We start from the raw sequence: 24,176 nt of genomic DNA on the forward strand, positions 1-24,176 counted from the left end.
AATAATAAAGGAGATAGTCGTATGTTTTCAGGAATAGTAGAAGAAGCAGCCCGGGTAGTGGGTATCGAGAAAGACAAAGGCAATGTGCATCTGACCATGCAATGTTCGTTCGTGAACGAATTGAAAATCGACCAAAGCGTGGCGCATAACGGGGTATGTTTAACGGTGGTGAGCCTGACGGAAGACACCTATACGGTGACAGCCATTCAGGAAACCCTCGATCGTTCGAACCTGGGATTATTGCAGGTGGGCGACCGGGTGAATCTGGAACGTAGCATGATTATGAACGGACGTCTGGACGGGCATATCGTGCAGGGACATGTCGACCAGACAGCGGTTTGCACCGAGGTACGCGAGGCGGACGGTAGCTGGTATTACACCTTCGAATACACCTTCGATAAAGCCATGGCGCGCCAGGGATATATGACGGTGGAAAAGGGTTCGGTCTGTGTCAACGGAGTCAGCCTGACGGTTTGTAACTCCGGAACAAACAGCTTTCAGGTGGCTATCATTCCGTTTACCCACGACATGACCAATTTCGGCGATATTCAGGCCGGAACAGTGGTCAATCTTGAATTTGATATCGTTGGCAAGTATCTGAGCAAGATGATGCAGTTCAACGATTAATTTACCCGTATCTGTATGGTCTTTGAGTTAAAGACCGGATAGATCAGATATTGTGGTTCCATACGGCGACGGCGGGGGTTATATTCGTAATTGACCCCTACGCCTATGCCGAAATCATCATTGAATTTAAACTCGAAAGCCCCTCCCGCTCCGGTATGATAGAAGAAGGGATTCATCAGCATGTGCGGATTATTCTTCTCTTCGCCGAAGTAATGGGTGTATTGTCCCCAGCCACGGATAGCCATGCGGTCGTTTATCTCAAAGCGGGCGCCGACGTTTGCCCCGGCATTATAGGCGGGACTGGCATTGAACGGGGTAAAGAAGCGTCCGGCAAAACCGCCTCCGGTAAGCGTCCAGTTACCACTTTGCCAGGCATAAGCAGGCACGATCGAGGTGAATCCACCGGCTCCAGGCCAGGTGTATTGATGACCGCTGATAAGGAAGGTCGAATGATCGGTCAGCGGCACCACTGTCGTTTCATGAAAATCGAAAGCCATCGGTGACACCTTGCGCAACATAGGGGCATAGACATTGAAGAAAGGTCGGTAAGCCTCCGACAGGATCTGCATGTCCATGGGGCGTTCGTCGAACAGGGTTTGCGTGTATTCCGGCATGAAATTATTGAGCTGTACGTCCAGACGTAGGGTAGATGCCGGCATATACGACTCCATTTTAATCTCAGGGATCTTTAATTCATAGTTTTTCAGGCGAGGCAAAACAAACATTTTACCCTCCTTATCAAAGAAATACTGAAAATCAGATTGCCCGAATAGCTGCCCGACTATTCCGCAAAAGGTAAATATCAAGAAAATCTTTTTCATAACAACGCCTCCTTTCAAACAACTCTACTCCTACAAAAGTAATAATTTTACGGATATAGGCAATAGCGGCGTAACAGCTATGGATACACTTGGATTCAAGGGGGAGGATGTGGAAGGAGAAGGGAGAAAGGAGAAAGGAGAAAGGAGGAAGGAAGGGAGCGCTGCAAGCGTGATTCAATCCAGCCCATGGGTGACCGTAGGGAACCCTGGGTTATTTCGGAGCAAAAAGATGGAACTCTGAAGGAGTGACTAGTAGGCTATTTGCGTATATCTGGTCGTTCCTTCAGAACTCCATTGTTATTATACGCTGATACCCAGGGTTCCCTGCGGTCACCATGGGCTGGATTGAATCACGCTTGCAGCGCTCCCTCCCTTTCTCCCCTTCTCCCTTTCTCCCTTCTCCTTTCTCCTTTCTCCCTTCAAATCTTCCAAAATTCGAAGACTCCCGACCTGACATTTTGTCAAAATCGCCCGACTTTTTTTCCGAAAACGTAGGGGTATTTAAAATCAGTCCCGCGAGTAACACTTTTTAACGTATCATATTGTAAAGCAAAATCGACTTTTTGCTTACACTTTGTATTTTTGGATTTTTCCTCTTCACTTCTGTTTGGCTCCGATATTCGCCGGAAATAAACCTGCCGAAAATGCGTTTTTTTCCTCGTTTTTGTATACGTTTGCCTATTATACGAGTAATCATATGAAAAAGAATGACTGGAAAGATCGCCTGGGGGTGATGTACTCCACCAATCCCGACTTCAACTATAACACGGGAGAAGAGGAGGAAGAGGAGACGATCGACAAAGAAAAGCAACAATTACGTGTCTCTTTAGACAAACGCAACCGGGGCGGAAAGAAGGTAACGCTGGTCACCGGATTCCGTGGCACAACGGAAGATCTGGAAGCGTTAGGCAAGTTTCTGAAAGGGAAATGCGGCGTAGGCGGTTCGGTAAAAGAGGGAGAGATCATCATCCAGGGTGATTTCCGACCGAAAATTGTAGAAATATTACAAAAGGAAGGGTATACAAAGACAAAAATGGTATAATAATTTCCTCAAGCTATGCTAACAATATACAGAGCTTCGGCCGGTGCCGGAAAGACACACCGGTTGACGGGCGATTACCTGCGGTTGCTGTTTCTTCATCCGGGAGGCTATCGCCGGATCCTGGCGGTTACCTTTACGAATAAGGCTACCGATGAGATGAAAACACGTATCATCGAAGAGCTTCATCTATTGGCGTCGAACAAAAAATCTGATCACCTGAAGGATTTGATGGAGAAGACCCTATGGAATGAGACGAAGTTGCGCGAGGAGGCACGCCGTGTATTGGTGATGATCCTGCACGATTACTCGGCTTTTCAGATCAGCACGATCGATCGCTTTTTTCAACAAACCATGCGTGCCTTTACACGGGAGATCGGATTGCGGGGCGGGTACGGCCTGGAGATGGACGATCAGTTGGTGTTAGCAGAGGCCGTCGACAACACCCTGGCCGATCTGGACAAAAAAGAAAACAAAGAGTTGTTGAAATGGCTCTTGCGCTTTGCGGAAGATAAGATCGAAGAGAGTGGCAAATGGGAGCTGCGAAAGGATATTATGACCTTGAGCAGCGAGGTATTTAAAGAATCGTTTAAGCAGTCGAGCGACAAAATCAGCCAAAACATAGCCGATAAAGGTGCCTTGGAAAGCTACCAAAAGACCCTGCAAGCATTGATCCAAGCCAAAGAGTCCGAAGCCAAACAGCTGGGCGAGAAGGGAATGGAGATGATGCGAGAAGCAGGGTTGCAGCCGTCGGACTTTAAATATGGAAAAACCTCAGGTCCTGCCCTTTTTGAGAAATTAGCGGCCGGCGAGATGAAAGAGCCGGGAGCCCGCTTTCTCGGACTGCCGGACGATGTGAATAACTGGTACACCAAAACAGCCGACCCGCAGAAAGGCATCGCTATCATTCGCCTGTTTGACGCAGGCATGAACGACCTGGTGAAGTCGGTCATCGCTTTCTTTGAGAACCTGACCTCTTATTATACCGCGAAGGGGATTATCCATCATTGCTATACCTTGGGCATATTGAATGATATATCCCGAAAGATCGCTGAATACAGGGAAGAGAAAAATGTGATGCTGATTGCCGATACGACCGAACTGCTCAGTAAGGTGATCGACGGAAGCGAGGCGCCTTTCATCTATGAAAAGACAGGCACCCGGATCGATCATTATATGATTGATGAGTTTCAGGACACCAGCCATATGCAATGGCATAATTTCCGTCCGCTCCTGCATGAGAGTCTGGCAGCCATGCACGATAACCTGATTGTGGGGGATGTGAAACAGAGTATCTACCGCTTTCGTAATTCGGATTGGAAACTGTTGGACGAAGAGGTCGCGCATGACTTCCGTCCGGAGCTGATTCGCGAACAGACCTTGGCCGAGAACTGGCGAAGCTGTCGGAAGGTGGTCGAATTCAACAATTCGTTTTTTGTCACGGCTCCGGAGATTTTGCAGGCGAAGTATAATGAGGCACTGATGCAGTCATCGTTGAACGAAGCGGAGAAAAGCCTTTTCGCCACCAAGATACTCTCGGCCTATAAAGAGAACAGCCAGGAGGTGGCTCCCCCTTTTAAAGAAAAAGAGGGGCATGTGCGGATTGAGTTTATTGAAGAGGAAGAGAATGATGATGAAAAAAAGGGATGGAAGGAGGAGGTGATGGAACGCCTGCCTTCGCTCTTGGAGCGTTTGCAGGATAACGGATACCGACTGAGTGATATCGCCATTTTGACGCGGACAAACTTCGAAGGGGCGACGGTGGCCGATACACTGTTGACCTGTCAGGCAGAGCGGGCCGGCAATGGCTACCGCTATGATATCATCTCGGATGACGCGCTTTTTGTCGGGAGCTCCCCGGCAGTGCGTTTTGTCATTGCCCTGTTGGGCTATCTGGCACATCCCGAAGAGAAGACCTATGAGCAAATGGCACGCTTCTCCTGGTATGCCATGAAGGGGATCGACGAGGCGATAGTCCCCTTTTTCCCGGAGGAAGAGAAGAGGAAGCTATTGGCGCTTATCCCATTATCACTCTATGAGATGACCGAAGGACTCTGCCGTCTCTATAGCGATCATTTTCCGGACAACGAACAGGCGTTCCTGCAGGCGTTTCTCGATCTGGTGGCGGAATACACCCGGCAGGAAAATGCCGACGCGCGACGTTTCCTGAAGTGGTGGGAAGAGAGCGGCGTCAGAAAGACCATCGCCTCACCGGACGGACAGGATGCCGTTCGCATTATGACCATCCATAAGGCCAAAGGGCTGGGCATGCCGGTGGTGATTCTGCCTTTTGGCGACTGGGATATCGATCACACAAAACCGGTTATTCTCTGGTGTAAACCACAGCAACCACCTTTCGATCAATTATATATGGTACCGGTACGCTATAATGATACGCTGGCAAAAAGCCATTTTGCCGTCGATTATTTCAACGAGAAAATGTATGCCTATATCGATAGCCTGAACACCCTCTATGTCGCCATGACACGTGCCAAAGAGGAGATGATTGTTTTTGCGCCGAAGGTGAAACCGAAAAAGGACGGTAGCGCCAAAAAGAAACCAACGATCGCCGCCTTGTTGTGGGCGGCACTGGAGCCGGACATCGAGGAGAATGTGTATGAGTCGGGCACCTGGTGGAAGCCCCAAAGAAAAGAGAAGACCAAAGAAAAAGAAGAAATCGCCATCCGACGATTGGAATCGGTCTCTTTCGACGATCGACTGCATCTGCGCCTTCAGGGAAAAGGTTTTTTCTTCGATAACAAAGAGAGGAAACGGGGCGTCTTGATGCATGAGCTGTTGAGTCGCATCCGCAGCCGGGAAGATATCGAATCTTCGGTAAACAGCTATCACCTGGAAGGATTGATCGACCGGGAAGAGGTCACGGAGTTGATCGACCGGCTAAACCGCCTGTTAAGCGATGAGCGGGTAAAAAGCTGGTACACGGCACCCACACAGGTATTGAACGAGGTAGAGATCCTTTTCGGAGAGGGCGAAAGCCGCCGCCCCGACCGCGTGATGCTGCATGACGGAAAGGCCATTGTGGTGGATTATAAATTCGGAGAGGTGCAAGAAAAAACCTACCAAAAACAGGTAAAAAGTTATATGCAATTGATTGCCGAAATGGGCTACCAAGAGGTGGAAGGCTATATCTGGTACGTTGAATTGGGAGAAATAGAAAAAGTGGTATTTTAGCGGAAGGTTTTATTATTCGGTAAAAAAGAATATTTTTGTGCTGAGTTAACAACACACATTATTAAGAAACGACAAATGAAGGTACATAAAGAGGGGACAGGCCTATTGCTGACTGTATTCACTGTATTTTTTATAGTGGATGTCACTATATTCTATGTAGCCGGTCGTAATTGGCTGTTTTACTCCGTGTTGACAGCGACAGCTGTCCTTTTCCTCTTGATATTGAATTTCTTCCGTAGCCCTTTTCGGCGCTTTCCGTACGACTCGGAAGGGCTGGTGATTGCGCCGGCCGACGGCACGATTGTGGCTATCGAGGAGGTGATGGAAAATGAGATATTGCATGAGAGAAGGATACAGGTTTCGATTTTTATGTCCATTTTCAATGTGCATGCCAATTGGTTTCCGGTGAATGGCACCATTAAACATATCTCACACCAGAAGGGACGTTTCATGGCGGCCTATCTGCCGAAAAGCAGCACGGAGAACGAACGCTCAGCCGTTGTGGTCACCACCCGAAACGGCGTCGACATCCTGGCGCGTCAGATAGCGGGTGCGATGGCACGTCGCATCGTCACCTATGCGAAAGCCGGCGAGAAATGCCATGTGGACGAACATATGGGATTTATTAAGTTCGGGTCGCGTGTAGACCTCTACCTCCCACTCGACACGGAGATTCTGGTGGAAATGGATCAGAAAGTGACAGGCAACCAGACACCGATCGGGCGATTAAACCAACCAACACCATGTCATTAAAAAAGCATATTCCCAATTTCATTACCTGTTTGAACCTCTTTTCCGGTTGTATCTCCATCGTGATGGCTTTACAGGGGAATCTGTTTTGGACGGCGCTTTGGATTATCATAGCGGCTGTTTTCGATTTTATGGATGGCTTTGCCGCCCGTATACTCAAGGCCTATTCAGCCATTGGGAAAGAGCTGGACTCGTTGTCGGATGTCGTTAGCTTTGGTGTGGCGCCGGGCATGATCCTCTATTCTCTACTCACCCAGGCGGCGCCGCTGCTGCCGTTAGGTGATTTGAATCTGTTTGTTCCTTATCTCGCCTTTGTGATTCCGGTCTTTTCGGGGTTACGCCTGGCTAAATTCAATGTCGACGAGCGACAGACCTCCTCTTTTCTTGGCTTGCCGGTGCCGGCACATGCCTTGTTCTGGGCTTCGATCGGCTATTCCGTGCAGCCGCTTGTTGGGCAATACCCCGCGTTATTCACGGCCGTATCGCTGGCAGTAGCCCTACTCACCTCGCTGTTGCTGGTGTCAGAGGTGCCGATGTTTTCGCTTAAGATCAAGTCGCTGGCCTGGAAAGGAAACGAATTGCGCTACATACTCGCCGTATGCGCTATCCTGTTTGTCGTTGTCTGGGGATTTCTTGGCTTGGCAGGCACCATTCTGCTTTATATCATTTTGTCGCTCATCAAGCGATAAGGGATGTTTAATTATCTTAACACCAGGCTGACACTGGTGTGTTTTCAACTATTATATGTACATTTGCCTAAGAACTTATGATGTTTAGATTATGTTTCGATTCCTTATAATATGTGTTTCCTTTTTTGCTATCCTGATGTTTCTGATGGGTTTCTCCGTTTTCAGAACCCTCAAGGAGATCTTTTTTGGCAATTCTCAAAAGAGAGCCGCAAGCAATCAGCGTCGTCGTCCGACAGAGCCGTCGGCACAACAAAGACGACAAGAACCTGAACCGCCAACGCAGCGAAAGAAAATATTCGCCAAAGACGAGGGGGAATACGTAGACTACGAAGAGGTTAAAGAATAATATATATGAAAAACTCAAGACGCAAATTCTTAAAGCAAAGTTTGGCGGGAACGCTCTTGATGGGTGCTTCTCCAATCCTTCATGCACAAGCGGCGCCGTTGGCTCAACCGAAAACAGCAAAATCTGCCAACCCTTTTCATTTGGGCATGGCGGGTTATACCTTTGTTAATTTCGACCTGGATACGACGCTTAAAACCATGCGTCGACTGGACATGCACTATCTTTGTATAAAAGATTTCCATTTGCCCTTGGATAGCAACGAGGAGCAGATCAAGGCTTTTCATGAGACCTGCGCTGCCCAAAACGTGGTAGGCTATGCCGTGGGACCGATCTATATGCGCAGCGAAGCGGAGATCGACCGGGCGTTTGAATACGCCAAACGGGTAGGTGTAAAGCTGATTGTGGGTGTCCCCAATTACGATCTATTGCCCTATGTTGATAAAAAGGTAAAAGAATATGACTTCTCCTATGCCATTCATCTGCATGGCCCTGATATGCCTTTGTATCCGGACGCCGATGATGTGTGGGAAAACACCAAAGATCTCGACCCCAGAATCGGAATGTGCCTGGATATAGGGCACGATCTGCGCAATGGCAAAGACCCGGTGGCCGATCTGAAAAAATACCACACCCGTGTGTTCGACGTGCATATCAAGGATGTGACCGATTCGACAAAAGCCGGTAGAGGCATTGAGTTAGGACGCGGCAAGATCGATTTCCCGGCCTTCGTGAAGGCATTGCGGGAGGTGAACTACCAAGGCATGTGTAGCCTGGAATATGAGAAAGACATGAAAGATCCATTCCTGGGAATCGCTGAATCGATCGGTTATTTTAAAGCAGTATGCGATATAGTATAATAAAGCTGACAGCCCTTCTGGCTGTTGTTAGTCTGTTGTTGTCGGCATGCAGCAGCATTACTTACCTCCATATAGAGACCTATAACCCGGCAACAATCACCTTCCCGGAACAGGTGAAGAAGATTCTTGTTGTCAACAACGCCGTGGCGCAAACACCGGACGTGGGTTATGAATTGAAGATCTATGGCGTGGAGCAAGACACCTGCCGGGCCTTGGCCGATAGTGCTTTATATTATGCCTGCAAATCGTTGGGCAATGCCATCGTGGAAGCGAATTATTTCGAAGATGTCTTGTTATACAACTCCCCTACCCGCACCGATGATCTCTATCTCGCCGACGAGAAACTCAGCCAAAGCCAAGTCCGCCGATTATGCGCCGAGACAGGCACCGACGCGGTGATCTCGTTTGATCGCTTATTGTTTCAGATGAAAAAGAATGTGATCGGCTATGTGGAGGGTTTTGTGGCCGGCGAGGCGAAAGTAAATGCCTCCGGTGTCCTACGCGTTTACATCCCCAGCCGAAGCGCTTCGCTGACGACGGCGATGGTGAGCGATAGCCTGACTGTTTTTGAGATGGCCGATGACTTAAAACAGCTAAATGAGATCATGCCTTCGCCCGATGATATGCTGTCGCTTGCCGGAAGTGTGATTGGACAGAACTCCTCCCCTCTTTTCGTGCCCTACTGGCAGGAAGAACCCCGTTGGTATTTTAAGGGAAACGGCTCGCGCTGGAAGGAGGCAACGGCTTACGCCAATACACAAAACTGGGAACAGGCAGCTGCTCTTTGGACGATTATCTACCAGAAAAGCAGTGGCAAAGCAAAAGCGAAAGCAGCCTCCAACATGGCCTTTTATGAAGAAATGAAAGGAGAGTTCCAAAAAGCACACGAGTGGTCGGTTCTTGCGTATGATCTGTTTGTAGCCCATAAAGGAGAAGAGGCGCATGAAACGGAGCTGTTGAAGGCCTATAAGCAGGCTTTATCGGAACGAATCACGGCCAATGCGAAGCTGAATGTCCAATTTGGTGAAAAATAAGATTTGATTCGACAATAAATTCGTAACTTTGAATCCAATTATTCGGAAGACAAAAAAATGAATACAAACACCACCAAAGTCCAGGCAATTATTGAGACAACGTTTATTTCCGCTATCGAGAACCTGAAAAGGGATGGAAACGGAAGTTTTGTGAGCGATCTATATGTTCAGGCAGACCCTGAAAATGGAGAGTTGCAGATCTATGATGAGAATGAAGCCTTGTTGGATAAGGTGGTTATCTTCGACTGGATCAACAAAGGCAACGATATCGACGCTTTCCACAAGCGCGTGATCGCGACGCTTAAGGCGGTCCTCACCGTATTGTCGACCAAAGGGGTCTTCGAAGAGTCACCGTTTATCAAACCGGTCTCCGTTAGCTTAACCAATGAATATTTCACCGTCGTAGAAGAGCTTCTCTTCCTGGACGACGATCTTTTCCGCCTGGACGACCCCCTATTAAAAGATTTGGATGCAGATTTAGACAAATTTTTAGATGATCTGCTTTCTGATCTCGATTAGAACAATTACTTTTGCACCCGTAAAATAAAACAATGGCCGAAATAGCTCAGTTGGTAGAGCAATTCATTCGTAATGAATAGGTCGCCGGTTCGAGTCCGGCTTTCGGCTCACATAATATCAGGCAGTTACTTTCAAAGTGGCTGCCTTTTTTGTTCGTTTTTATCTTGGGTAGAGCACGATTCCTTGTGTGTGTGCATGTTTTGTACCAACTTGGATTTGCGAAGAAAAAATATTATTTTTGTTATTACTTTTAAGAAGAGAGCATTATGAATCAAAGTATCGTTAATAAACTGAATTCCTTCTTCACGCATCAGCCTGTTGAAAAGGCATGGGTGTTTGGTTCGTATTCACGTGATGAAGAAACAGGTGATAGCGATATTGACATACTGGTGCGATTCGATAGCCATGCTAACATAACACTATTCAAGTATGCGGGGATGGTGGATGAACTGGAAAAACTTCTTCAAAGAAAGATTGATTTGGTAGAAGAGGGGCAGATCAAAGACTTTGCCAAAGACTCTGTCGAACGGAATAAAATCCTGATCTATGAGAGAGGGGCTTAAAGGCCAAGATCACTTCCCTCACATATTCAACGCCTTATCTCTATCGTTCCTTCAGAACTCGGTTATTATACGGTTACGATACCCAGGGTGGCGCAGCTCAGGCTGCTTACCCGTGGGCTAAATCATCGTTCCTCCGGAACTCGGCCTTTCTGGCCCACTGTGGCCTTCGGCCATTTTACCCTTTCAGCATTCCTATTGTTATAATTCTTGCCAATCCAAACTTCTAAATCCGTGTAATCCGTGTAATCTATGGCTTGCTATTTATACGGCGCTTCATGACCTTGCGGGGGTGATCCTTGCTTCTTTTTCGATGTTTTGTATCCATCTCTCCGCCTTTCAAAAAACAATTCTTACATTTGTATAAACTACTGAAGAGACTAAATGAAACGTATCTTTTTGATCGGATATATGGGAGCGGGGAAGACGACTGTCGGAAAAGAGCTGGCGAGGACGAGCGGTCTCTCCTTTATTGACCTGGACAGTCATATCGAGGCACGCTATCATCGCACGGTCAAGCAGATCTTTCAGGAGAAAGGAGAAGCCTGTTTCCGGGACATTGAGCGGAGGATGTTGCACGAAGTGGCTATGTTCGAAGATGTGATTATCTCCACCGGAGGAGGGGCGCCTTGTTTTTCGGATAATATAACCTTTATGAACGAGATGGGGACGACGGTCTACCTGAAAGTATCGGTCGAAGAACTGGCCAGCCGCCTGACGGTAGCCAAACAGACACGCCCCGTTTTGCAAGGACGCACTGGCGAAGAGTTGATCCAATTTATCCGGGAAAGCCTGGCGACGCGGGAACCCTATTACACGCAGGCAACGATGCTGTTCGATGCTGAGGTGATGCTGACCGAGCAGGACGTGAAGTCCATTGCCGGTCAATTGAAGAAACTACTGATATAACGATTGATATGGGAGCAACACATGACAAAACACAAGGAGCGTACAGCCCACAGGAACTATTGAAAGAGCTGACCAGAAGCGCAAATAAACTCCTGATAGGTATTCCCCGCGAGCGGGAGAAGGAAGAACGCCGGGTCGTTCTTACGCCCGAAGCTGTCGATATGTTGACCGATTGTGGCCATCGAGTGATGGTGGAGACCGGAGCCGGCCTGGGCATCAACTACGGCGACAACCATTACGCGGAAGCCGGAGCAGAGATTGTGGCGACGCCTCAGGAGGTCTATCAGGCCGATATCCTGTTGAAAATACTGCCGCCTACGCTCGAAGAGGTCACGCTGATGCGACCGCGCACCACTCTTTTTTCCATGACTCCCAAACATATGTTCGCCCCGGAGGCTTTTCTGTTGATGATGACTAAACGCATTACCGCTATCGGGCTGGAACTGATCAGCGACTATATGGGGCACCTACCGGTATTAAATGTCATTTCAGAGATCGAAGGCACCGCCTCAATCACCATTGCAGCCGAACTATTGAGCAACACACAAGGCGGAAAAGGCATTCTGTTGGGAGGCATCCCGGGGGTATCGCCCACCGAAATCGTGATCGTTGGTGCCGGTAATGCCGGAACCGTTGCCGCACGGGCAGCCCTGGCGCTGGGTGCCAGCGTGAAGGTGTTCGACGATGATATCAACAAATTGCGGGCAATCCAGAAGACGTTGGGACAGGGACTCTTCACCTCCACCTTCCATCCGAATGTGTTACAGAATGCTTTCAGTACGGCGGATGTGGTGATCGGTGCCATGCGCTATATCAATGCCTCTCACCGGTACGTTATAGCCGAAGAGCTGATCCAGACCATGAAGCGGGGCGCCCTCGTGATCGACCTGCGTATCAACCAGGGCGGATGCTTCGAAACCACCTGCAACCTTTCGTCGCAGATGCCGCAGATATACGAACAATACGGCGTACTCCATTATTGCAAGCCCAACATCAGCAACAATGTCGCCCGCACCACCTCGATGGCATTAAGCAATATCTTCGTACCGCTCTTGCGCGATATGGGCGATATGGGTAGCGTGCAAAACATGATCAAAGCCAATCAGGGGTTCAAACAGGGCGTCTATATGTACACAGGCAAGCCGGTCAACGACTACATATCCTCTTTCTTCGGCCTGCCTTCTAACAATATCGATATCTACCTGGCGGCGTTTTAATACCCAAGGCTGGAACATACATAATGAATACATAACACAAAGACACGGAAAAGGCAGAATACAGAGAACACAGAGAAGCGCTATTGCGCTTTCTCCCTCCGTGACCTCCTTCTTTCAAATAGTTCTTCGTGCCTCTGTGTTTAAATCATGTTTAGGCCAGCTCCGTAAAGAGGTTTAGGCAAAACTACTCCTCCAGCAACACCCTGGCACTATCCGGGCTACAGGCGCCGAGGATGCCCAGCCCGTTCTCGACATTGCAGAACAGGGGGATAGGTTCGGATATGCCTGCGTTGATCAATTCGTTTTGAAACGAGCCGTCCGATAGGGCCACCAATCCTTTCATATAATGATAATACTCGCGAGAGAAGGTGTACAGGAAAGCGTAGAAATAGACCTTCGGAGGTGTCTCGGGGAAGATGTCGTTAAACCAGGGACCATCCCCGCCATAATCACTGTACGCACTATAAACGCGATCGGTTTTCACATGCATCGTATAACTTTTCCCGTTGAAAAGTTCGTCGCTGAACACCCGACCCTGCCTTGAACTAAGGTAGCCGTAGTCGAACAGTTTATCGAGCACGCTCAGGTCGTTTGCAAAAAGAGGCTCGTCGTCATAGTTGATCGACAACGCCTTCCAGCGGTATTCATCGGTGTATTCCTTTCTATGGGGATCCCACACCGGATGGTAGGCCATAAACCGGATGTAATAAAAATCATCTTCTCCGCCGGGATCGGTAAAGGTAACCGACAAACGGTAGGGCACTCCTACCCGCCAGGTATCTTCTTCGTCGACAGCCAGGGGCGTCATGCGGAAGGCATCGACCGGAATAGCCCGTGGCACAACCGACTCGGCCGAGATCCCTTCAAATCCTTCTGCCCGGGCAGTGATCTTTATCCAGTCGCCTGACGCGGGTTTGTAACCGGCACCAAAGTAACCCCGCCGGATGCTCTCTCCGTCGCTTGGTTGCCACTGCATCTTCTCTTTCAGTTGTCCGTTCACATGGAGCTCGACCTCCGCCTGCCAGAGGGAATCGCGGGGCTGATCCTCATCGGTATGAAACCAACTCTGCGACACAAATGCCTTGACAGGTTCACCCGCCACGACGATACTGTTCAATACCAGTTGAGGTGGTGTACGCAGGTCTTCCAGGTCGATATCCGAATAACAACCCGATAAACACAGATACAGGCAAATAATCAATGGAAGTATACTATATTGTTTCATTTGTCAGAATTTATAAGTGTAAGAAATACTTGGAATAATAGGAATAATACCTACCTTTTTGAATACAGGCACCGATTTATAATGAGCCCCCAGTCCATTGGGATCCTGGCCGGGCGGAAGCCATTCCCTGACAGTCTTATGCGCCTTATAGACCATAAAGGGGTTCATGCGGTTATACACATTATAGATGCTGATGTTCCAAATACCCAGGTTTCCGCTCTTCTTGGGACGATAGACGTTGATACCCAGGTCGAGCCGATGATAGGCAGGTAACTGGAAATTGTTTCTTCCGGTGTAGGCGTCGAGCACCTTCGTGTCGGAATCCGACTCACCGGGCATCCATCCTTCCGCCACTTCGTAAGAATTCAATGACAACGTCTGCCGGTTGCCCGAAGAATAGGTCCAGGCAGCCGACAGATCCACCTTCTTAGACAATTTATGCATCACGACGATATTGATCTTATGTCGGTTGTCGTATTTGCTGGGGAAGCGTTTGCCTCCGTCTATCTCCTCAAACTTCCGGTCGGCCCAGGAAAGGGTATATCCAACCCATCCGGTTGTTTTTCCCGTTTGCTTGCGTGCCATAAACTCGACGCCATAGGCGCGTCCTTTGCCCGCGGTCACCTTCTCTTCCCAGGTCGAGAAGGTAGGCAGGAAGGAATAGCCGTCGCGGTAGTCCAACAGATTGTTCAGGTTTTTATAATACCCTTCGATCGAAAAGTCATAATTGTTCTTCAGATTATAGTAGAGCCCCAGCGAAACCTGATCGCTTACCAGCGGCTTGAAATGGCTGGTGACCGGCATCCACGAGTCGGTCGGCAGGTTGATATAGCTACCACTCAACAGATGCACAAACTGATTCATGCGGGCGTATGAGGCTTTCATACTCAGATCCTGACGCATCAGCCAGCGTGCTGAGAAGCGGGGTTCGAGCGAGAAATAGGTTTTATTTTGCACAGCAAAAGCGCTGGCACGCAAGCCACCGTTCAGTTTGATGCGGGAGGACAATGTCCAGTCGTCTTCCACAAAGGCTGAAGCCTCATGCGACACTAATAGATCGTCGGTAAAGGTGGTATTGATCTGCTCCGATTCCTGCCCAAGGTTGTTCTCCGCTCGGTAGCGATTGTATTCGGGACGAAAGCGATGTGCCAGATAATCTACCCCGAAACGAATATGATGCTCCGCCGCCGGTAGGTAGTCGAAGGAGGAACGAAATCCGAAATCGGTAATCCCGTTCCGGCTCGAGGTCTCGTTGTAGGTGTATTCATAATCGTCGGCATCGGGCGTATTGTAGGTATATTCATTGCTACTTCGCAGAGTCGACTTATATTGGGTAAACACCCCGGAGACACGTCCGAACAGTTTGTTGTTGAACACATAGGTCCAACCCAGTGTCGCCATCAGGTTACCCCAGGTCAGCGATGCCTTGTTCTCCAACAGGTAGGGAGGATCATCCTGTTCTCGCTCGCTATTGAACTCCTTCGGGCTGGCCTTCATCACGTCTTTCCCGTGATACAAGCTGAAAAACATACGGCTACGGTCGTTGAATATATGGTTCAGTTTCATGTTGATATCATAGAACGCATAACGTCCACTCATCTTGGTGCCGTTCTTTTTCTCCATCTTATTCACAATTGCCACGGCAGGAACGGTGATCGCATCCAGCCAGGTATGCCGCATAGCCACCATAAACGAGGTTTTGTCTTTGATAATCGGGCCTTCCAGCGAGAGATTCGCCGAGATTAATCCCAGCGAAGCGCTTCCTTTATACTCCCGCATATTCCCCTCTTTTGTATGCACATCGACCACCGAGGAGAGCCTCCCACCATAACGCGCCGGGAAGCCCGCTTTAAAAAAATCCATCCCCCGGATGGCCTCTGTATTAAAAGCAGAGAAGATCCCCCCTACGTGGCTGACCTGATAGACCGGATTGCCGTCGATCAGGAAAAGGTTTTCGTCCAGGTTCCCGCCGCGCACATACATACCGGCAAAGCCTTCTGTTCCGGCTGCTACGCCGGGGGTGAGCTGGATGGTCTTGATAATGTCCGATTCGCCGAACATCGTCGGCGTGGCCTGTATAGTTTGCTGGTTGATCTCCAACTTCCCCATCTGAGTAGTCATCACCGGTTGCCGGTCGAGGTCGGAGGCGACTACCACCACCTCTTCCAACATCGCGCTGCCCTCCAGTTCGATGGTCAACAGGGTATCACGTTCCATAAAGGGGAATTCAATCACCCGGGGCTTGTAGCCAATGTAGGACACCTGCAAACGGATATCCCCCGGCTCGAGCGAGAGACTGAAAAAACCGTAACTATTGGTAGCCGCTCCTTTCCGGCTCGTTGTCTGGTAGACGGAGGCGCCGATCAGTGATTCGGAAGAACCCTTGTCGCGCACAAAGCCGCTGACCACCACCTGGCGGGGACGCTTCTTCAGGATAATGCTCTTCCCACGCTGTTGCCACATCAGCGAAAGCGGGCTCAACAGGCGATTCAGGCAGACATCGATCGATTCGTTTTCTGCCTTTATATTCACTCGCGGCAGGCCATTCAAAAGGCTTGCCTCGTACGAGAAATAAAGCCCTGTTTGCTTTTCCAACTCCGCGAGGATCTCCTCCAGCGGTTTCTGGTGCAGGTCGAGCGTGACGGTTTGCAGCGAGTCGGCCGACTCCTGCGCAAAAAGAGAGAAGGCGGGACATAAGAATATCCCGAATATCAGTAGATAAATAGACTTCATCGTTACGTTTTGTTATGGTAGAGGGTTTATAGTCAGATTGATTTCCAATGTTTCATTTATAATGGCTATCACTTCAGGCAAAGGCTGATGATCGAAATAGGCAGTCAGCTTCAGCTGCGCCGCCTCGTCCGGCAAGACAATAGAAGCCTGATAGGCCTCGTTGATATCCCGTACTACCTCCTCCATCGGCGTTTGACGGAAGCGCAGTTCGCGTGTCTTCCAGGCCAATTGGTTAGGCGAGGCCGGTTCTTCCTCCCGCCGGATGCCTTCACCGTCATGATAGGTCGCCTTCATGCCTGCCGTCAGGATCTCTTTCTCCCGGTCGGCTTCGAAAGCAACCCGCCCGGTGTTGACATAGAGATCGGTGGCAGCCTCCTTCTCTTCCAACTGGAAGGAGGTACCGAGTACGGTAGTTGTCGTCCGGCTGGTATGGACGGAGAAAGGGCGCTCCCCATCGGGCTGCACTTCATAGAAGGCCTTGCCGGTCATCATCACCTGGCGCCTCTCCTTTCCATATTGTTTGCGGTCGTAACGGATCTCACTGTTGGCCGCCAAAGTCACCATCGAACTGTCGGGCAGCCACACCTGCTTCACCTCATCCACACCTGCGGCAATCGCCACCCATTCCTCTCCGGTCCGTTCCATCCAGTAACGCCCGCCAATGCCTATCAACAACAGTAACACCGCCGCAGCGCCCACCCAATACTTGCGCATCAGCGCCACACGGCGTATGCCCTGTTCACGGCTGAACCGCCCCCAGGCCGCCTCCGCATCAAGCGACTTCTCCCGGTAACGCCGGGTAACAAAGCGTATTTTTTTATCTTGATCGTTCATTTTTTTATTAGTTGTTTTTAAATGTAAGAAGTGAAGGTTTCACTATCATAAAAATAGTATCAAAATTTCTCCTCCTTAGCAAAGGAGGAGAAATTTTGATAGTAATACCTTTCATCCTTCTCTTTTTCTATTTCAACCGAAACTTATACCCAACAGAAATAGCCAGTGTCTGATAGTGGAGTCCGAAACTGTCATAGGTAGATTCTTTCCCAAAGTCCAGATCATAGCCAGCGGTAACCACCATCTTATGGTATTCAATCCCTACTTGCGCGGACAATCCCCAGGTTATTTTCCGGATATGACTTTTGGAGTAAGGATTCACCGTATTGCCCATGCCGTAATAATTGCCATACACATCGTAGGGATAGAGCCAGGGGTCTGTGGTAGAGCCGTCTCCATAGCTCCCATAACTCATATTATACGGCACCTCATCGTCGCTGAATCCCAGACGTGTTCCTTTGAGAGAGCCGCTGCTGCCTATCTCGAACCCGACAGAACCTCCCACAGCGGCAAACATATTCACCTCGTCGGTCACGCGCCATGCAAAGCGTGCCATCAAAGGCACCTGCAACAGATGCCGGGTGGAGTTGCTATCGTCGACAATAAAGCTTTTTTCACCTACTATGGTCTTTTCGCCCGTTTCATAGTCTTCACGATAGGCATAATTGCAGAAGAACATACGTGAGGAGCGACTCTGAGAGGTATAATAGACCCCCGACTGAATGGCGAACGTCTCGGATTTCGGATGAAACATCACGCCCACACCCACGCGAGGCGCCGCCCGCCAACTATCATCGCCGTAAGCGGTACGGTTTCGCCAGTCACCACTATATCCCTTATACGGATTATACTCGTGCTTTACCGCACTCATTCCCACCTCGGGCATCACATACAACTTCTGGGCTTCCACCGACATAAAACCGGCCATCAACCACACAAACAACAATACTTTTTTCATCTTTTTCATCTTTATGAATTTCACATTTACCCCTAAGACAAGGGAAAGAGGAAAAACCCCTATTGGGGGGAGCGAAAAAAATATTTTTGCTGGATTGGGGGCAAAAGCCGCCAAGCGGCGTTTGCGCACCCTCTCTCCAATTCCTTTCTCCCTTCTCCCTTCTCCTTTCTCCCACTTGAATATCCGCATCCATCAGTGCAATCTTTTTAATCAAGCCAATCACATCCGGAAAATCCCAAAATCAGCGTATTGCTCCCTTCGGAAGCGAACGTTGTTTCCTGGTTCAAGACGAATTATCATTTTGCTTTACGCTTCGCTAAGCGATTTACAAATTGTCAAAATCGACCGACTTTTTTTCCGAAAACGTAGGGGTATTTAAAATTAGTCCCGCGAGTAACACTTTTTAACGTATCATATTGTAAAGCAAAATGGCCATTTTGCTTACACTTTGTATTTTGGCATTTTGGCAGAGAGACTCCTTTTTCGTTCCGATTTCGCTTCCTTATATATTCTCTTACCAACCGGGAGAGCAGAAAAAAACAAAAAAACATTGCCAGTATAAAATTAATCCCTATATTTGCAGCCGCTTAAATAACATAGTATTAATTTATTAAAGTATCGAAGAATCATGTATTTAGATTCAGCAAAAAAACAAGAATTATTTGAAAAGTATGGCAAAGGAGCTGTAGACACAGGTTCTCCTGAAAGCCAAATCGCGTTGTTCTCTTTCCGTATCGCTCATTTGACTGAGCATCTGAAGAAAAATCGCAAAGATTACAACACGGCTCGCTCCCTGAAAATGTTGGTAGGTAAACGTCGTCGTCTGTTGGATTATCTAATCAAGGTAGACATCACACGTTACCGTGCTATCGTAAAAGAACTTGGACTGAGAAAGTAAAATCACCTTACGATATAAGGAGAACGAGAGGCTATCCCGCGCGGATGGCCTCTTTTTTTGTTTATTTCCCGGATTTTCCTCGACAAAGCCCTTGAAATATGAATTATTAATGTAATTTTGCACGGTTTTGTAACAAATTGTAAGTCAAATAAGAAAAAAAAGAGGAATTTATCAGTATGGGGAATAATAAGATTATTGGTGAGAAGATCAAGAGCCTCCGTGAATCGAAACAACTGAGTATAGAGGAAGTAGCCGAGCGCTCCGGCTTAAACAAAGAGCAAATCGAACGGATTGAAGGGAATGTGGATTTCCCCTCACTCGCTCCACTCATCAAGATTGCCCGCGTACTGGGGGTTCGCCTGGGTACCTTTCTGGACGATCAGGCCGAACTGGGTCCGGTGGTCAGCCGCAAAAAGGAAACAACCGAGCATAACAGCATCAATTTCACCAACGATGAGTCCGATGGACGCAAGCATATGGTCTATCATTCTCTGTCGCAAGATAAGTCGGGACGCCACATGGAACCGTTCCTGATCGAGGTCGAACCGCGGGAAGAGGGGGTCGATTTCATCCTTTCCACGCATGAAGGGGAGGAGTTTATCTATGTGCTCGACGGCATTATCGAGATCAATTACGGAAAAAACACCTATATCCTGGAGGCAGGCGATAGCATCTATTACGATTCGATCATTGCCCACCACGTGCATGCCGCGACAAACGAAACCGCCCGTATCCTGGGTGTAGTCTATACACCTTATTAATCGGTCGGCATCATGGAGTATCAATTACAAGAAAGAACATTAGGCGATTGGCTGGAATATTGGGCAACCGTTACGCCGGATAAGGAATATCTGGTCTATTCCGACAGGAATCTGCGCTTTACCTGGCGTCAGTTCAATCAGCGTGTGGACGATATGGCGAAAGGGCTGATGGCTATCGGGGTGACCCATGGCACGCATGTCGGCATCTGGGCTACCAATGTGCCCGACTGGCTTACCTTTGTCTATGCCGGTGCCAAGATAGGCGCTGTGTTGGTGACGGTGAATACCAATTACAAACAGAGCGAAGTGGAATATCTGGTTGAGAATGCCGATATCCATACCTTATGTATTACGGAAGGAGTTTTCGATGGTAATTATGTCGATATGACCTATGAAATGCTTCCGGAATTGAAGGAATCGCAACGCGGATACCTGAAAAGCGAGCGTTTCCCTCGGATGAAAAATGTGGTTTATATCGGGCAGGAGAAATATCGTGGGATGTATAATACGCCTGAGATCCTGTTGCTCGGACAAAATATCAGTGACGAAACCCTGGAAGAGGCCAAAGCGAAAGTATCCTGTTACGATGTCGTGAATATGCAATACACCTCGGGGACGACCGGTTTTCCGAAAGGGGTGATGTTGACACATCATAATATTGCCAACAATGGCTTCTTTACCGGCGAAGGCATGCACTTCACGGCTGAGGATAAGCTCTGCTGTTGTGTGCCGCTTTTCCACTGTTTCGGCATTACGCTCGCCTCCATGAATGTGTTGACCCACGGCGCTACGCAGGTGATGGTCGAGAAGTTCGATCCGCTTACCGTATTGGCCTCTGTGCACAAAGAGCGGTGTACGGCGCTGTATGGGGTACCGACTATGTTTATTGCCGAATTAAATCATCCGATGTTCGATATGTTCGATCTGACCTCGTTGCGCACCGGCATTATGGCAGGCTCGCTTTGTCCGATCGAGCTGATGCGCGCGGTGACGGAGAAAATGCATATTACCCATATCACCAGTGTCTATGGACTGACGGAGACCTCGCCGGGCATGACCCATTCGGTGGTGGAAGATTCGTTTGAAACCCGCTGTACGACGGTCGGTAAAGAGTATCCGTTTACGGAGGTGAAGATATTCGATCCCGAGACAGGCGAAGAATGTCCGACAGGTGTGCAGGGCGAAGTGTGTTGCCGGGGCTACCTGGTGATGAAGGGCTACTACAAAAATCCGGGCGCTACGGCTGAGGCCATCGACAAAGAGGGCTGGTTGCATTCCGGCGACCTGGGTGTCAAAGACGAAGAGGGCTATTTCCGCATCACCGGACGTATCAAGGATATGATTATCCGTGGGGGAGAAAACATCTATCCCCGCGAGATCGAAGAGTTCTTGTATCACCTGGACGGTGTACAGGATATTCAGGTAGCCGGTATTCCTTCCGAGAAATATGGTGAAGAGGTGGGTGCCTTTATCATCCTGAAAGAGGGGGCGGCGCTGACGGAAGAGGAGGTCAAAGACTTCTGCCGTGGCAAGATCGCTCGTCATAAGATACCGAAATACATCTTCTTCATCGAAGGATTCCCCCTGACTGGCAGCGGTAAGATTCAGAAATTCAAATTAAAAGATATCGGTTTACAGATCCTGAAAGAGAAGGGCGTTGAGGTGATCTGATCCCTCACGCCGTTTCAATCGGATACTTTCAATCGCTTGCGTTCTTCGTGCATGCGGTGGGCACGGTGGTAGGACTGGTAGCTACCGAAACCGGCGGCGGTGATCTTCTCGATATTGGTCTTTTCAAGGCAGCGCGGGTTGGCGATGATCCGGTCGAGCTCATACAGACGGCACTCATTGACAAATTGTGAGAAGTTCATTTTGTAGGTGTTGTTGATAAATGCCGACAGATAAGTACGGTTGGTACAGAGCGCGTCTGCCATATCTACGATGGTGAGATGGGGATCGAGGTAGGGTTTCTGTTGCTCAATATACCGGGAGAAGGTCTCTTGTTTCAACTGTTGTTCTTTCTCGGCTGCCCGAATTGCCTCGTCGTGCAGGTTTTGTTGGTCGGTGATGAATATGTAGTTTCCTCGTATCACATTGAAACATAGTATAATGTGTTGTACAAACAAGATAAGGGCCACTAAAACTAACTGATAGGTTCCCAACAGGTCTTTTAGCGGTGCAGCCATGATAAGCAAAGGAATGATCACAAAACAGACCGACAATATGAGAAACAGGCGCAACCAATAAAGCGAACTCAGGTAGAGGTCGGAAGAATAGTTGATGATCAACCGGCGGTAGGATCGATAACGCCGTATGCCCAAGAGGGTATAACCGATGCCGAAGCATAATCGAAACACCAACAGAAGGGATGCCAACAGATAGAATCCTTCATAACCGGGCGTGGTATGCATATTCTCGATCGACACTCGTCCGGCAGCGCCCTCCGGTGCCAGGAACAGCCAAGCCAGATTGATGCCCAATACGACCGTCGGAAGAACGTAATGAAGCCAGGAAAAGCGTTCCGCGCTATTGGCACGCGTAAGTATGAAAATAAAGCGATAGAGAGTAACCGGTACCAGCAACATGGTAAAAGCCACCCAGGCGGAGAGATCGGTGAACCGGTTCGGATAGAAGGCATACGTAATCATCACCCCCCAGTTGAACACAATCAATAGATAATAGGTCAGAAGCGTGCATCTTATCCCGGAGCCTTTCAGGCGGATCCAGACGGGTGAATCCAATAAGATCAACACGATACACACGATGCCTGAGAACATCGGCGTCAGCATGGTGATAAGATCTTCTACTATTACTGTTTGCATATCGTTTAGTCTTGATGGGGTGGTTTCTCTTTCTCGTTCTTTTTTCGTTCCGCCTCCTGTCGTGCCCGCATATAGCTGTTGTAATTGGCAAATCCGGCTTGTGGCAGCAGGGATTTGATTGTTGCCTCTTTATTTTTGGCTAATTTGCGGAGTCTCTCCATCTCACGAAACCGCCAGCGCCCCACAAAACTATTGAAATTCATCCCGTATGTACGGTTAATGAATTTCGAGAGCTCTTCGCGGCCAACCCCCAGCTGATCTGCCAGGGTGGTGAGTCGCAGTTCGGTATTCAGGTAAGGCTTCTCCTGCCGGAAGTAGTTGTCGAAGTCCTTGCGTGACAATAGGTTGAGGCTGGTATTATTGGTCAAAAGAGATGTAGCAACCGGCTCCATCGGAGCCGGTTCGGAGACCTTCTCTGAAGGAGGGCTCTTGGGCTTGGGAGCCGGTATAATCTCAATCCGCGGGTAATTGTGGCGTTGGAGATTGTTTACCAGGACAATTTCAACGAAAGGAATGGAGAGGGCTATCGGCACGATCGCCCCATAAGCGAAAAAGGCATTCTCGATGGAGGTAAACAGTACCAATAGCGGATGTAACCATCCGACAAAGAGAATGGCGATAATCGCGTATATCGATCGAAGCCTGTAATGGATCTCTTTCCATTTCTTTTCCGGCAATGATTTCCGGTAGTGACGAAGCTTTTTCATGGATAAGAAGAGATAGACACCGATGAACAGGACCTGTGCCGGAATAAAAGAGGCAAACACCCGCGAGAAAATGGGCCATTCCGGGTTAAGCGCGCGAAAACCTTTCACGATACCTAACGGCACATCGAACGGTACGAATAGCATCCATACGCCCAAAATAACTGGTATGAGTGGTGGCAATAGATAATGGATAAGCGGAAAGCGCTTTTCGTTTCGGGGGGAGGTAAAAGCGAAACAAATATAATAGAACGCAACGCCCGAACCGGTATGACAGAGATAGAGCAAGGGTGCGAAATAAACAAACAGCTCCGGATACCATTTGTAAAATAGCCGGGAAAGGCAAATACCGGTAAAAAATAGGAAATAGACCAACGCTCCCTTTTGCATCCTGCGTTCATACGGGCTGTAGCGTTCCGTAAGCAACAGCAACATATAGATTGCGCAGGCAAGAGAGCATATCACAACCAGCCATATACTGGTAACTACTATGAATGTCGAAAGGTCCAAGCTGTTCAAATTTGTGGTAAATATAACAAATTCATATCTTTTTACGCTTTGAAAGATCATTTATCACGATTTGGAGTTAATCTTTTTACGATTTGGATATACCCCGACCTTCGAGAGACCTATCTTTGCATCAGTACCGGGAATGATTTTCTTGTGAAATACCGGACTGTT

At 48.7% G+C, this 24,176-nt stretch carries 22 protein-coding genes and 1 tRNA gene; 16 read left to right on the forward strand and 7 right to left on the reverse strand.

Translation table 11 applies throughout. The features are described from left to right. Window positions 1-21 precede the first annotated feature (21 nt). Entirely contained in the window at window positions 22-627 is a 606-nt protein-coding gene (locus M2134_RS03450; protein ID WP_280751932.1) for a riboflavin synthase, read from the forward strand. On the opposite strand, the gene M2134_RS03455 is transcribed toward M2134_RS03450, so the two are convergent. Then, entirely contained in the window at window positions 624-1,448 is an 825-nt protein-coding gene (locus M2134_RS03455; RefSeq protein WP_280751931.1) for a hypothetical protein, read from the reverse strand. The genes M2134_RS03450 and M2134_RS03455 overlap by 4 nt on opposite strands. 697 nt (window positions 1,449-2,145) lie before the next feature. On the opposite strand from M2134_RS03455, the gene M2134_RS03460 reads away from it, so the two are divergent. From M2134_RS03460 to M2134_RS03515, 12 genes are all read left to right on the forward strand, one after another. Continuing rightward, complete coding sequence (locus M2134_RS03460; protein ID WP_280751930.1) at window positions 2,146-2,490, forward strand: translation initiation factor; 345 nt, start codon at window positions 2,146-2,148, stop codon at window positions 2,488-2,490. Between the two features lie 15 nt (window positions 2,491-2,505). Beyond that, window positions 2,506-5,679 carry a UvrD-helicase domain-containing protein gene (locus M2134_RS03465; protein WP_280751929.1) on the forward strand — a complete coding sequence of 1,058 codons (3,174 nt, stop codon included), beginning with the start codon at window positions 2,506-2,508 and terminating at the stop codon, window positions 5,677-5,679. Window positions 5,680-5,754: 75 nt separating this feature from the next. Then, window positions 5,755-6,432, forward strand: coding sequence for a phosphatidylserine decarboxylase family protein (locus M2134_RS03470; RefSeq protein ID WP_280751928.1), 678 nt, complete (start codon window positions 5,755-5,757; stop codon window positions 6,430-6,432). Next, window positions 6,423-7,118, forward strand: a complete 696-nt coding sequence (gene pssA / locus M2134_RS03475) for a CDP-diacylglycerol--serine O-phosphatidyltransferase (RefSeq protein ID WP_280751927.1) — start codon at window positions 6,423-6,425, stop codon at window positions 7,116-7,118. The genes M2134_RS03470 and pssA overlap by 10 nt, the downstream gene beginning before the upstream one ends. A gap of 91 nt (window positions 7,119-7,209) precedes the next feature. Then, complete coding sequence (locus M2134_RS03480) at window positions 7,210-7,464, forward strand: DUF4834 family protein (protein ID WP_280751926.1); 255 nt, start codon at window positions 7,210-7,212, stop codon at window positions 7,462-7,464. Window positions 7,465-7,469: 5 nt separating this feature from the next. Continuing rightward, complete coding sequence (locus M2134_RS03485) at window positions 7,470-8,321, forward strand: sugar phosphate isomerase/epimerase family protein (RefSeq protein WP_280751925.1); 852 nt, start codon at window positions 7,470-7,472, stop codon at window positions 8,319-8,321. Further along, the gene (locus M2134_RS03490) at window positions 8,306-9,355 is read left to right on the forward strand and encodes a DUF6340 family protein (protein WP_280751924.1); all 1,050 of its coding nucleotides are present in this window, start codon (window positions 8,306-8,308) and stop codon (window positions 9,353-9,355) included. The genes M2134_RS03485 and M2134_RS03490 overlap by 16 nt, the downstream gene beginning before the upstream one ends. A gap of 57 nt (window positions 9,356-9,412) precedes the next feature. Further along, a complete protein-coding gene (locus M2134_RS03495; RefSeq protein ID WP_280751923.1) occupies window positions 9,413-9,874 on the forward strand; it encodes a hypothetical protein in 462 nt (153 codons plus the stop codon). A gap of 35 nt (window positions 9,875-9,909) precedes the next feature. Beyond that, window positions 9,910-9,982 (forward strand) — tRNA-Thr (locus M2134_RS03500). A gap of 158 nt (window positions 9,983-10,140) precedes the next feature. Beyond that, a complete protein-coding gene (locus tag M2134_RS03505) occupies window positions 10,141-10,437 on the forward strand; it encodes a nucleotidyltransferase family protein (RefSeq protein ID WP_280751922.1) in 297 nt (98 codons plus the stop codon). Between the two features lie 381 nt (window positions 10,438-10,818). Continuing rightward, window positions 10,819-11,343: a shikimate kinase gene (locus M2134_RS03510; RefSeq protein ID WP_280751921.1), complete on the forward strand. Its 525-nt coding sequence runs from the start codon at window positions 10,819-10,821 to the stop codon at window positions 11,341-11,343. 8 nt (window positions 11,344-11,351) lie between these two features. Beyond that, the gene (locus M2134_RS03515) at window positions 11,352-12,560 is read left to right on the forward strand and encodes an NAD(P)-dependent oxidoreductase (RefSeq protein WP_280751920.1); all 1,209 of its coding nucleotides are present in this window, start codon (window positions 11,352-11,354) and stop codon (window positions 12,558-12,560) included. Between the two features lie 184 nt (window positions 12,561-12,744). Here the strand turns inward: M2134_RS03515 and M2134_RS03520 are convergent, their stop codons facing one another. The 4 genes from M2134_RS03520 to M2134_RS03535 form a co-directional block, all read right to left on the reverse strand. Continuing rightward, window positions 12,745-13,785, reverse strand: a complete 1,041-nt coding sequence (locus M2134_RS03520) for a DUF4249 domain-containing protein (protein ID WP_280751919.1) — start codon at window positions 13,783-13,785, stop codon at window positions 12,745-12,747. Between the two features lie 3 nt (window positions 13,786-13,788). Beyond that, window positions 13,789-16,518 carry a TonB-dependent receptor gene (locus tag M2134_RS03525; RefSeq protein ID WP_280751918.1) on the reverse strand — a complete coding sequence of 910 codons (2,730 nt, stop codon included), beginning with the start codon at window positions 16,516-16,518 and terminating at the stop codon, window positions 13,789-13,791. A 12-nt stretch (window positions 16,519-16,530) separates the two neighbouring features. Then, window positions 16,531-17,352 carry a FecR domain-containing protein gene (locus tag M2134_RS03530; RefSeq protein WP_280751917.1) on the reverse strand — a complete coding sequence of 274 codons (822 nt, stop codon included), beginning with the start codon at window positions 17,350-17,352 and terminating at the stop codon, window positions 16,531-16,533. A 127-nt stretch (window positions 17,353-17,479) separates the two neighbouring features. Then, window positions 17,480-18,310: an outer membrane beta-barrel protein gene (locus M2134_RS03535; protein ID WP_280751916.1), complete on the reverse strand. Its 831-nt coding sequence runs from the start codon at window positions 18,308-18,310 to the stop codon at window positions 17,480-17,482. A 628-nt stretch (window positions 18,311-18,938) separates the two neighbouring features. Here M2134_RS03535 and rpsO point away from each other — a divergent pair. From rpsO to M2134_RS03550, 3 genes are all read left to right on the forward strand, one after another. Then, on the forward strand, window positions 18,939-19,208 hold the full coding sequence (gene rpsO / locus M2134_RS03540) for a 30S ribosomal protein S15 (protein WP_280751915.1): 270 nt from the start codon (window positions 18,939-18,941) through the stop codon (window positions 19,206-19,208). A 176-nt stretch (window positions 19,209-19,384) separates the two neighbouring features. Next, a complete protein-coding gene (locus M2134_RS03545) occupies window positions 19,385-19,969 on the forward strand; it encodes an XRE family transcriptional regulator (RefSeq protein WP_280751914.1) in 585 nt (194 codons plus the stop codon). 12 nt (window positions 19,970-19,981) lie between these two features. Continuing rightward, entirely contained in the window at window positions 19,982-21,640 is a 1,659-nt protein-coding gene (locus M2134_RS03550) for an AMP-binding protein (RefSeq protein ID WP_280751913.1), read from the forward strand. A gap of 14 nt (window positions 21,641-21,654) precedes the next feature. On the opposite strand, the gene M2134_RS03555 is transcribed toward M2134_RS03550, so the two are convergent. Together M2134_RS03555 and M2134_RS03560 are read right to left on the reverse strand one after the other, a co-directional pair. Then, the gene (locus tag M2134_RS03555; protein WP_280751912.1) at window positions 21,655-22,791 is read right to left on the reverse strand and encodes a hypothetical protein; all 1,137 of its coding nucleotides are present in this window, start codon (window positions 22,789-22,791) and stop codon (window positions 21,655-21,657) included. Between the two features lie 5 nt (window positions 22,792-22,796). Beyond that, on the reverse strand, window positions 22,797-23,930 hold the full coding sequence (locus M2134_RS03560; RefSeq protein WP_280751911.1) for a hypothetical protein: 1,134 nt from the start codon (window positions 23,928-23,930) through the stop codon (window positions 22,797-22,799). Window positions 23,931-24,176: the final 246 nt, after the last annotated feature.

Source organism: Parabacteroides sp. PM6-13 (assembly GCF_029892605.1).
Taxonomy (GTDB): Bacteria; Bacteroidota; Bacteroidia; order Bacteroidales; family Tannerellaceae; genus QVMG01.

Bases quoted from the DNA above. Each gene is read 5' to 3' on its own strand.
- M2134_RS03560 (WP_280751911.1), bottom strand. From the start codon at position 23,930: ATGTTGCTGTTGCTTACGGAACGCTACAGCCCGTATGAACGCAGGATG.
- M2134_RS03455 (WP_280751931.1), bottom strand. From the start codon at position 1,448: ATGAAAAAGATTTTCTTGATATTTACCTTTTGCGGAATAGTCGGGCAG.
- M2134_RS03515 (WP_280751920.1), top strand. From the start codon at position 11,352: ATGGGAGCAACACATGACAAAACACAAGGAGCGTACAGCCCACAGGAA.
- M2134_RS03505 (WP_280751922.1), top strand. From the start codon at position 10,141: ATGAATCAAAGTATCGTTAATAAACTGAATTCCTTCTTCACGCATCAG.
- M2134_RS03485 (WP_280751925.1), top strand. From the start codon at position 7,470: ATGAAAAACTCAAGACGCAAATTCTTAAAGCAAAGTTTGGCGGGAACG.
- pssA (WP_280751927.1), top strand. From the start codon at position 6,423: ATGTCATTAAAAAAGCATATTCCCAATTTCATTACCTGTTTGAACCTC.
- M2134_RS03520 (WP_280751919.1), bottom strand. From the start codon at position 13,785: ATGAAACAATATAGTATACTTCCATTGATTATTTGCCTGTATCTGTGT.
- M2134_RS03535 (WP_280751916.1), bottom strand. From the start codon at position 18,310: ATGAAAAAAGTATTGTTGTTTGTGTGGTTGATGGCCGGTTTTATGTCG.
- M2134_RS03470 (WP_280751928.1), top strand. From the start codon at position 5,755: ATGAAGGTACATAAAGAGGGGACAGGCCTATTGCTGACTGTATTCACT.
- M2134_RS03550 (WP_280751913.1), top strand. From the start codon at position 19,982: ATGGAGTATCAATTACAAGAAAGAACATTAGGCGATTGGCTGGAATAT.
- M2134_RS03545 (WP_280751914.1), top strand. From the start codon at position 19,385: ATGGGGAATAATAAGATTATTGGTGAGAAGATCAAGAGCCTCCGTGAA.
- M2134_RS03460 (WP_280751930.1), top strand. From the start codon at position 2,146: ATGAAAAAGAATGACTGGAAAGATCGCCTGGGGGTGATGTACTCCACC.
- rpsO (WP_280751915.1), top strand. From the start codon at position 18,939: ATGTATTTAGATTCAGCAAAAAAACAAGAATTATTTGAAAAGTATGGC.
- M2134_RS03510 (WP_280751921.1), top strand. From the start codon at position 10,819: ATGAAACGTATCTTTTTGATCGGATATATGGGAGCGGGGAAGACGACT.
- M2134_RS03480 (WP_280751926.1), top strand. From the start codon at position 7,210: ATGTTTCGATTCCTTATAATATGTGTTTCCTTTTTTGCTATCCTGATG.
- M2134_RS03490 (WP_280751924.1), top strand. From the start codon at position 8,306: ATGCGATATAGTATAATAAAGCTGACAGCCCTTCTGGCTGTTGTTAGT.
- M2134_RS03525 (WP_280751918.1), bottom strand. From the start codon at position 16,518: ATGAAGTCTATTTATCTACTGATATTCGGGATATTCTTATGTCCCGCC.
- M2134_RS03450 (WP_280751932.1), top strand. From the start codon at position 22: ATGTTTTCAGGAATAGTAGAAGAAGCAGCCCGGGTAGTGGGTATCGAG.
- M2134_RS03530 (WP_280751917.1), bottom strand. From the start codon at position 17,352: ATGAACGATCAAGATAAAAAAATACGCTTTGTTACCCGGCGTTACCGG.
- M2134_RS03555 (WP_280751912.1), bottom strand. From the start codon at position 22,791: ATGCAAACAGTAATAGTAGAAGATCTTATCACCATGCTGACGCCGATG.
- M2134_RS03495 (WP_280751923.1), top strand. From the start codon at position 9,413: ATGAATACAAACACCACCAAAGTCCAGGCAATTATTGAGACAACGTTT.
- M2134_RS03465 (WP_280751929.1), top strand. From the start codon at position 2,506: ATGCTAACAATATACAGAGCTTCGGCCGGTGCCGGAAAGACACACCGG.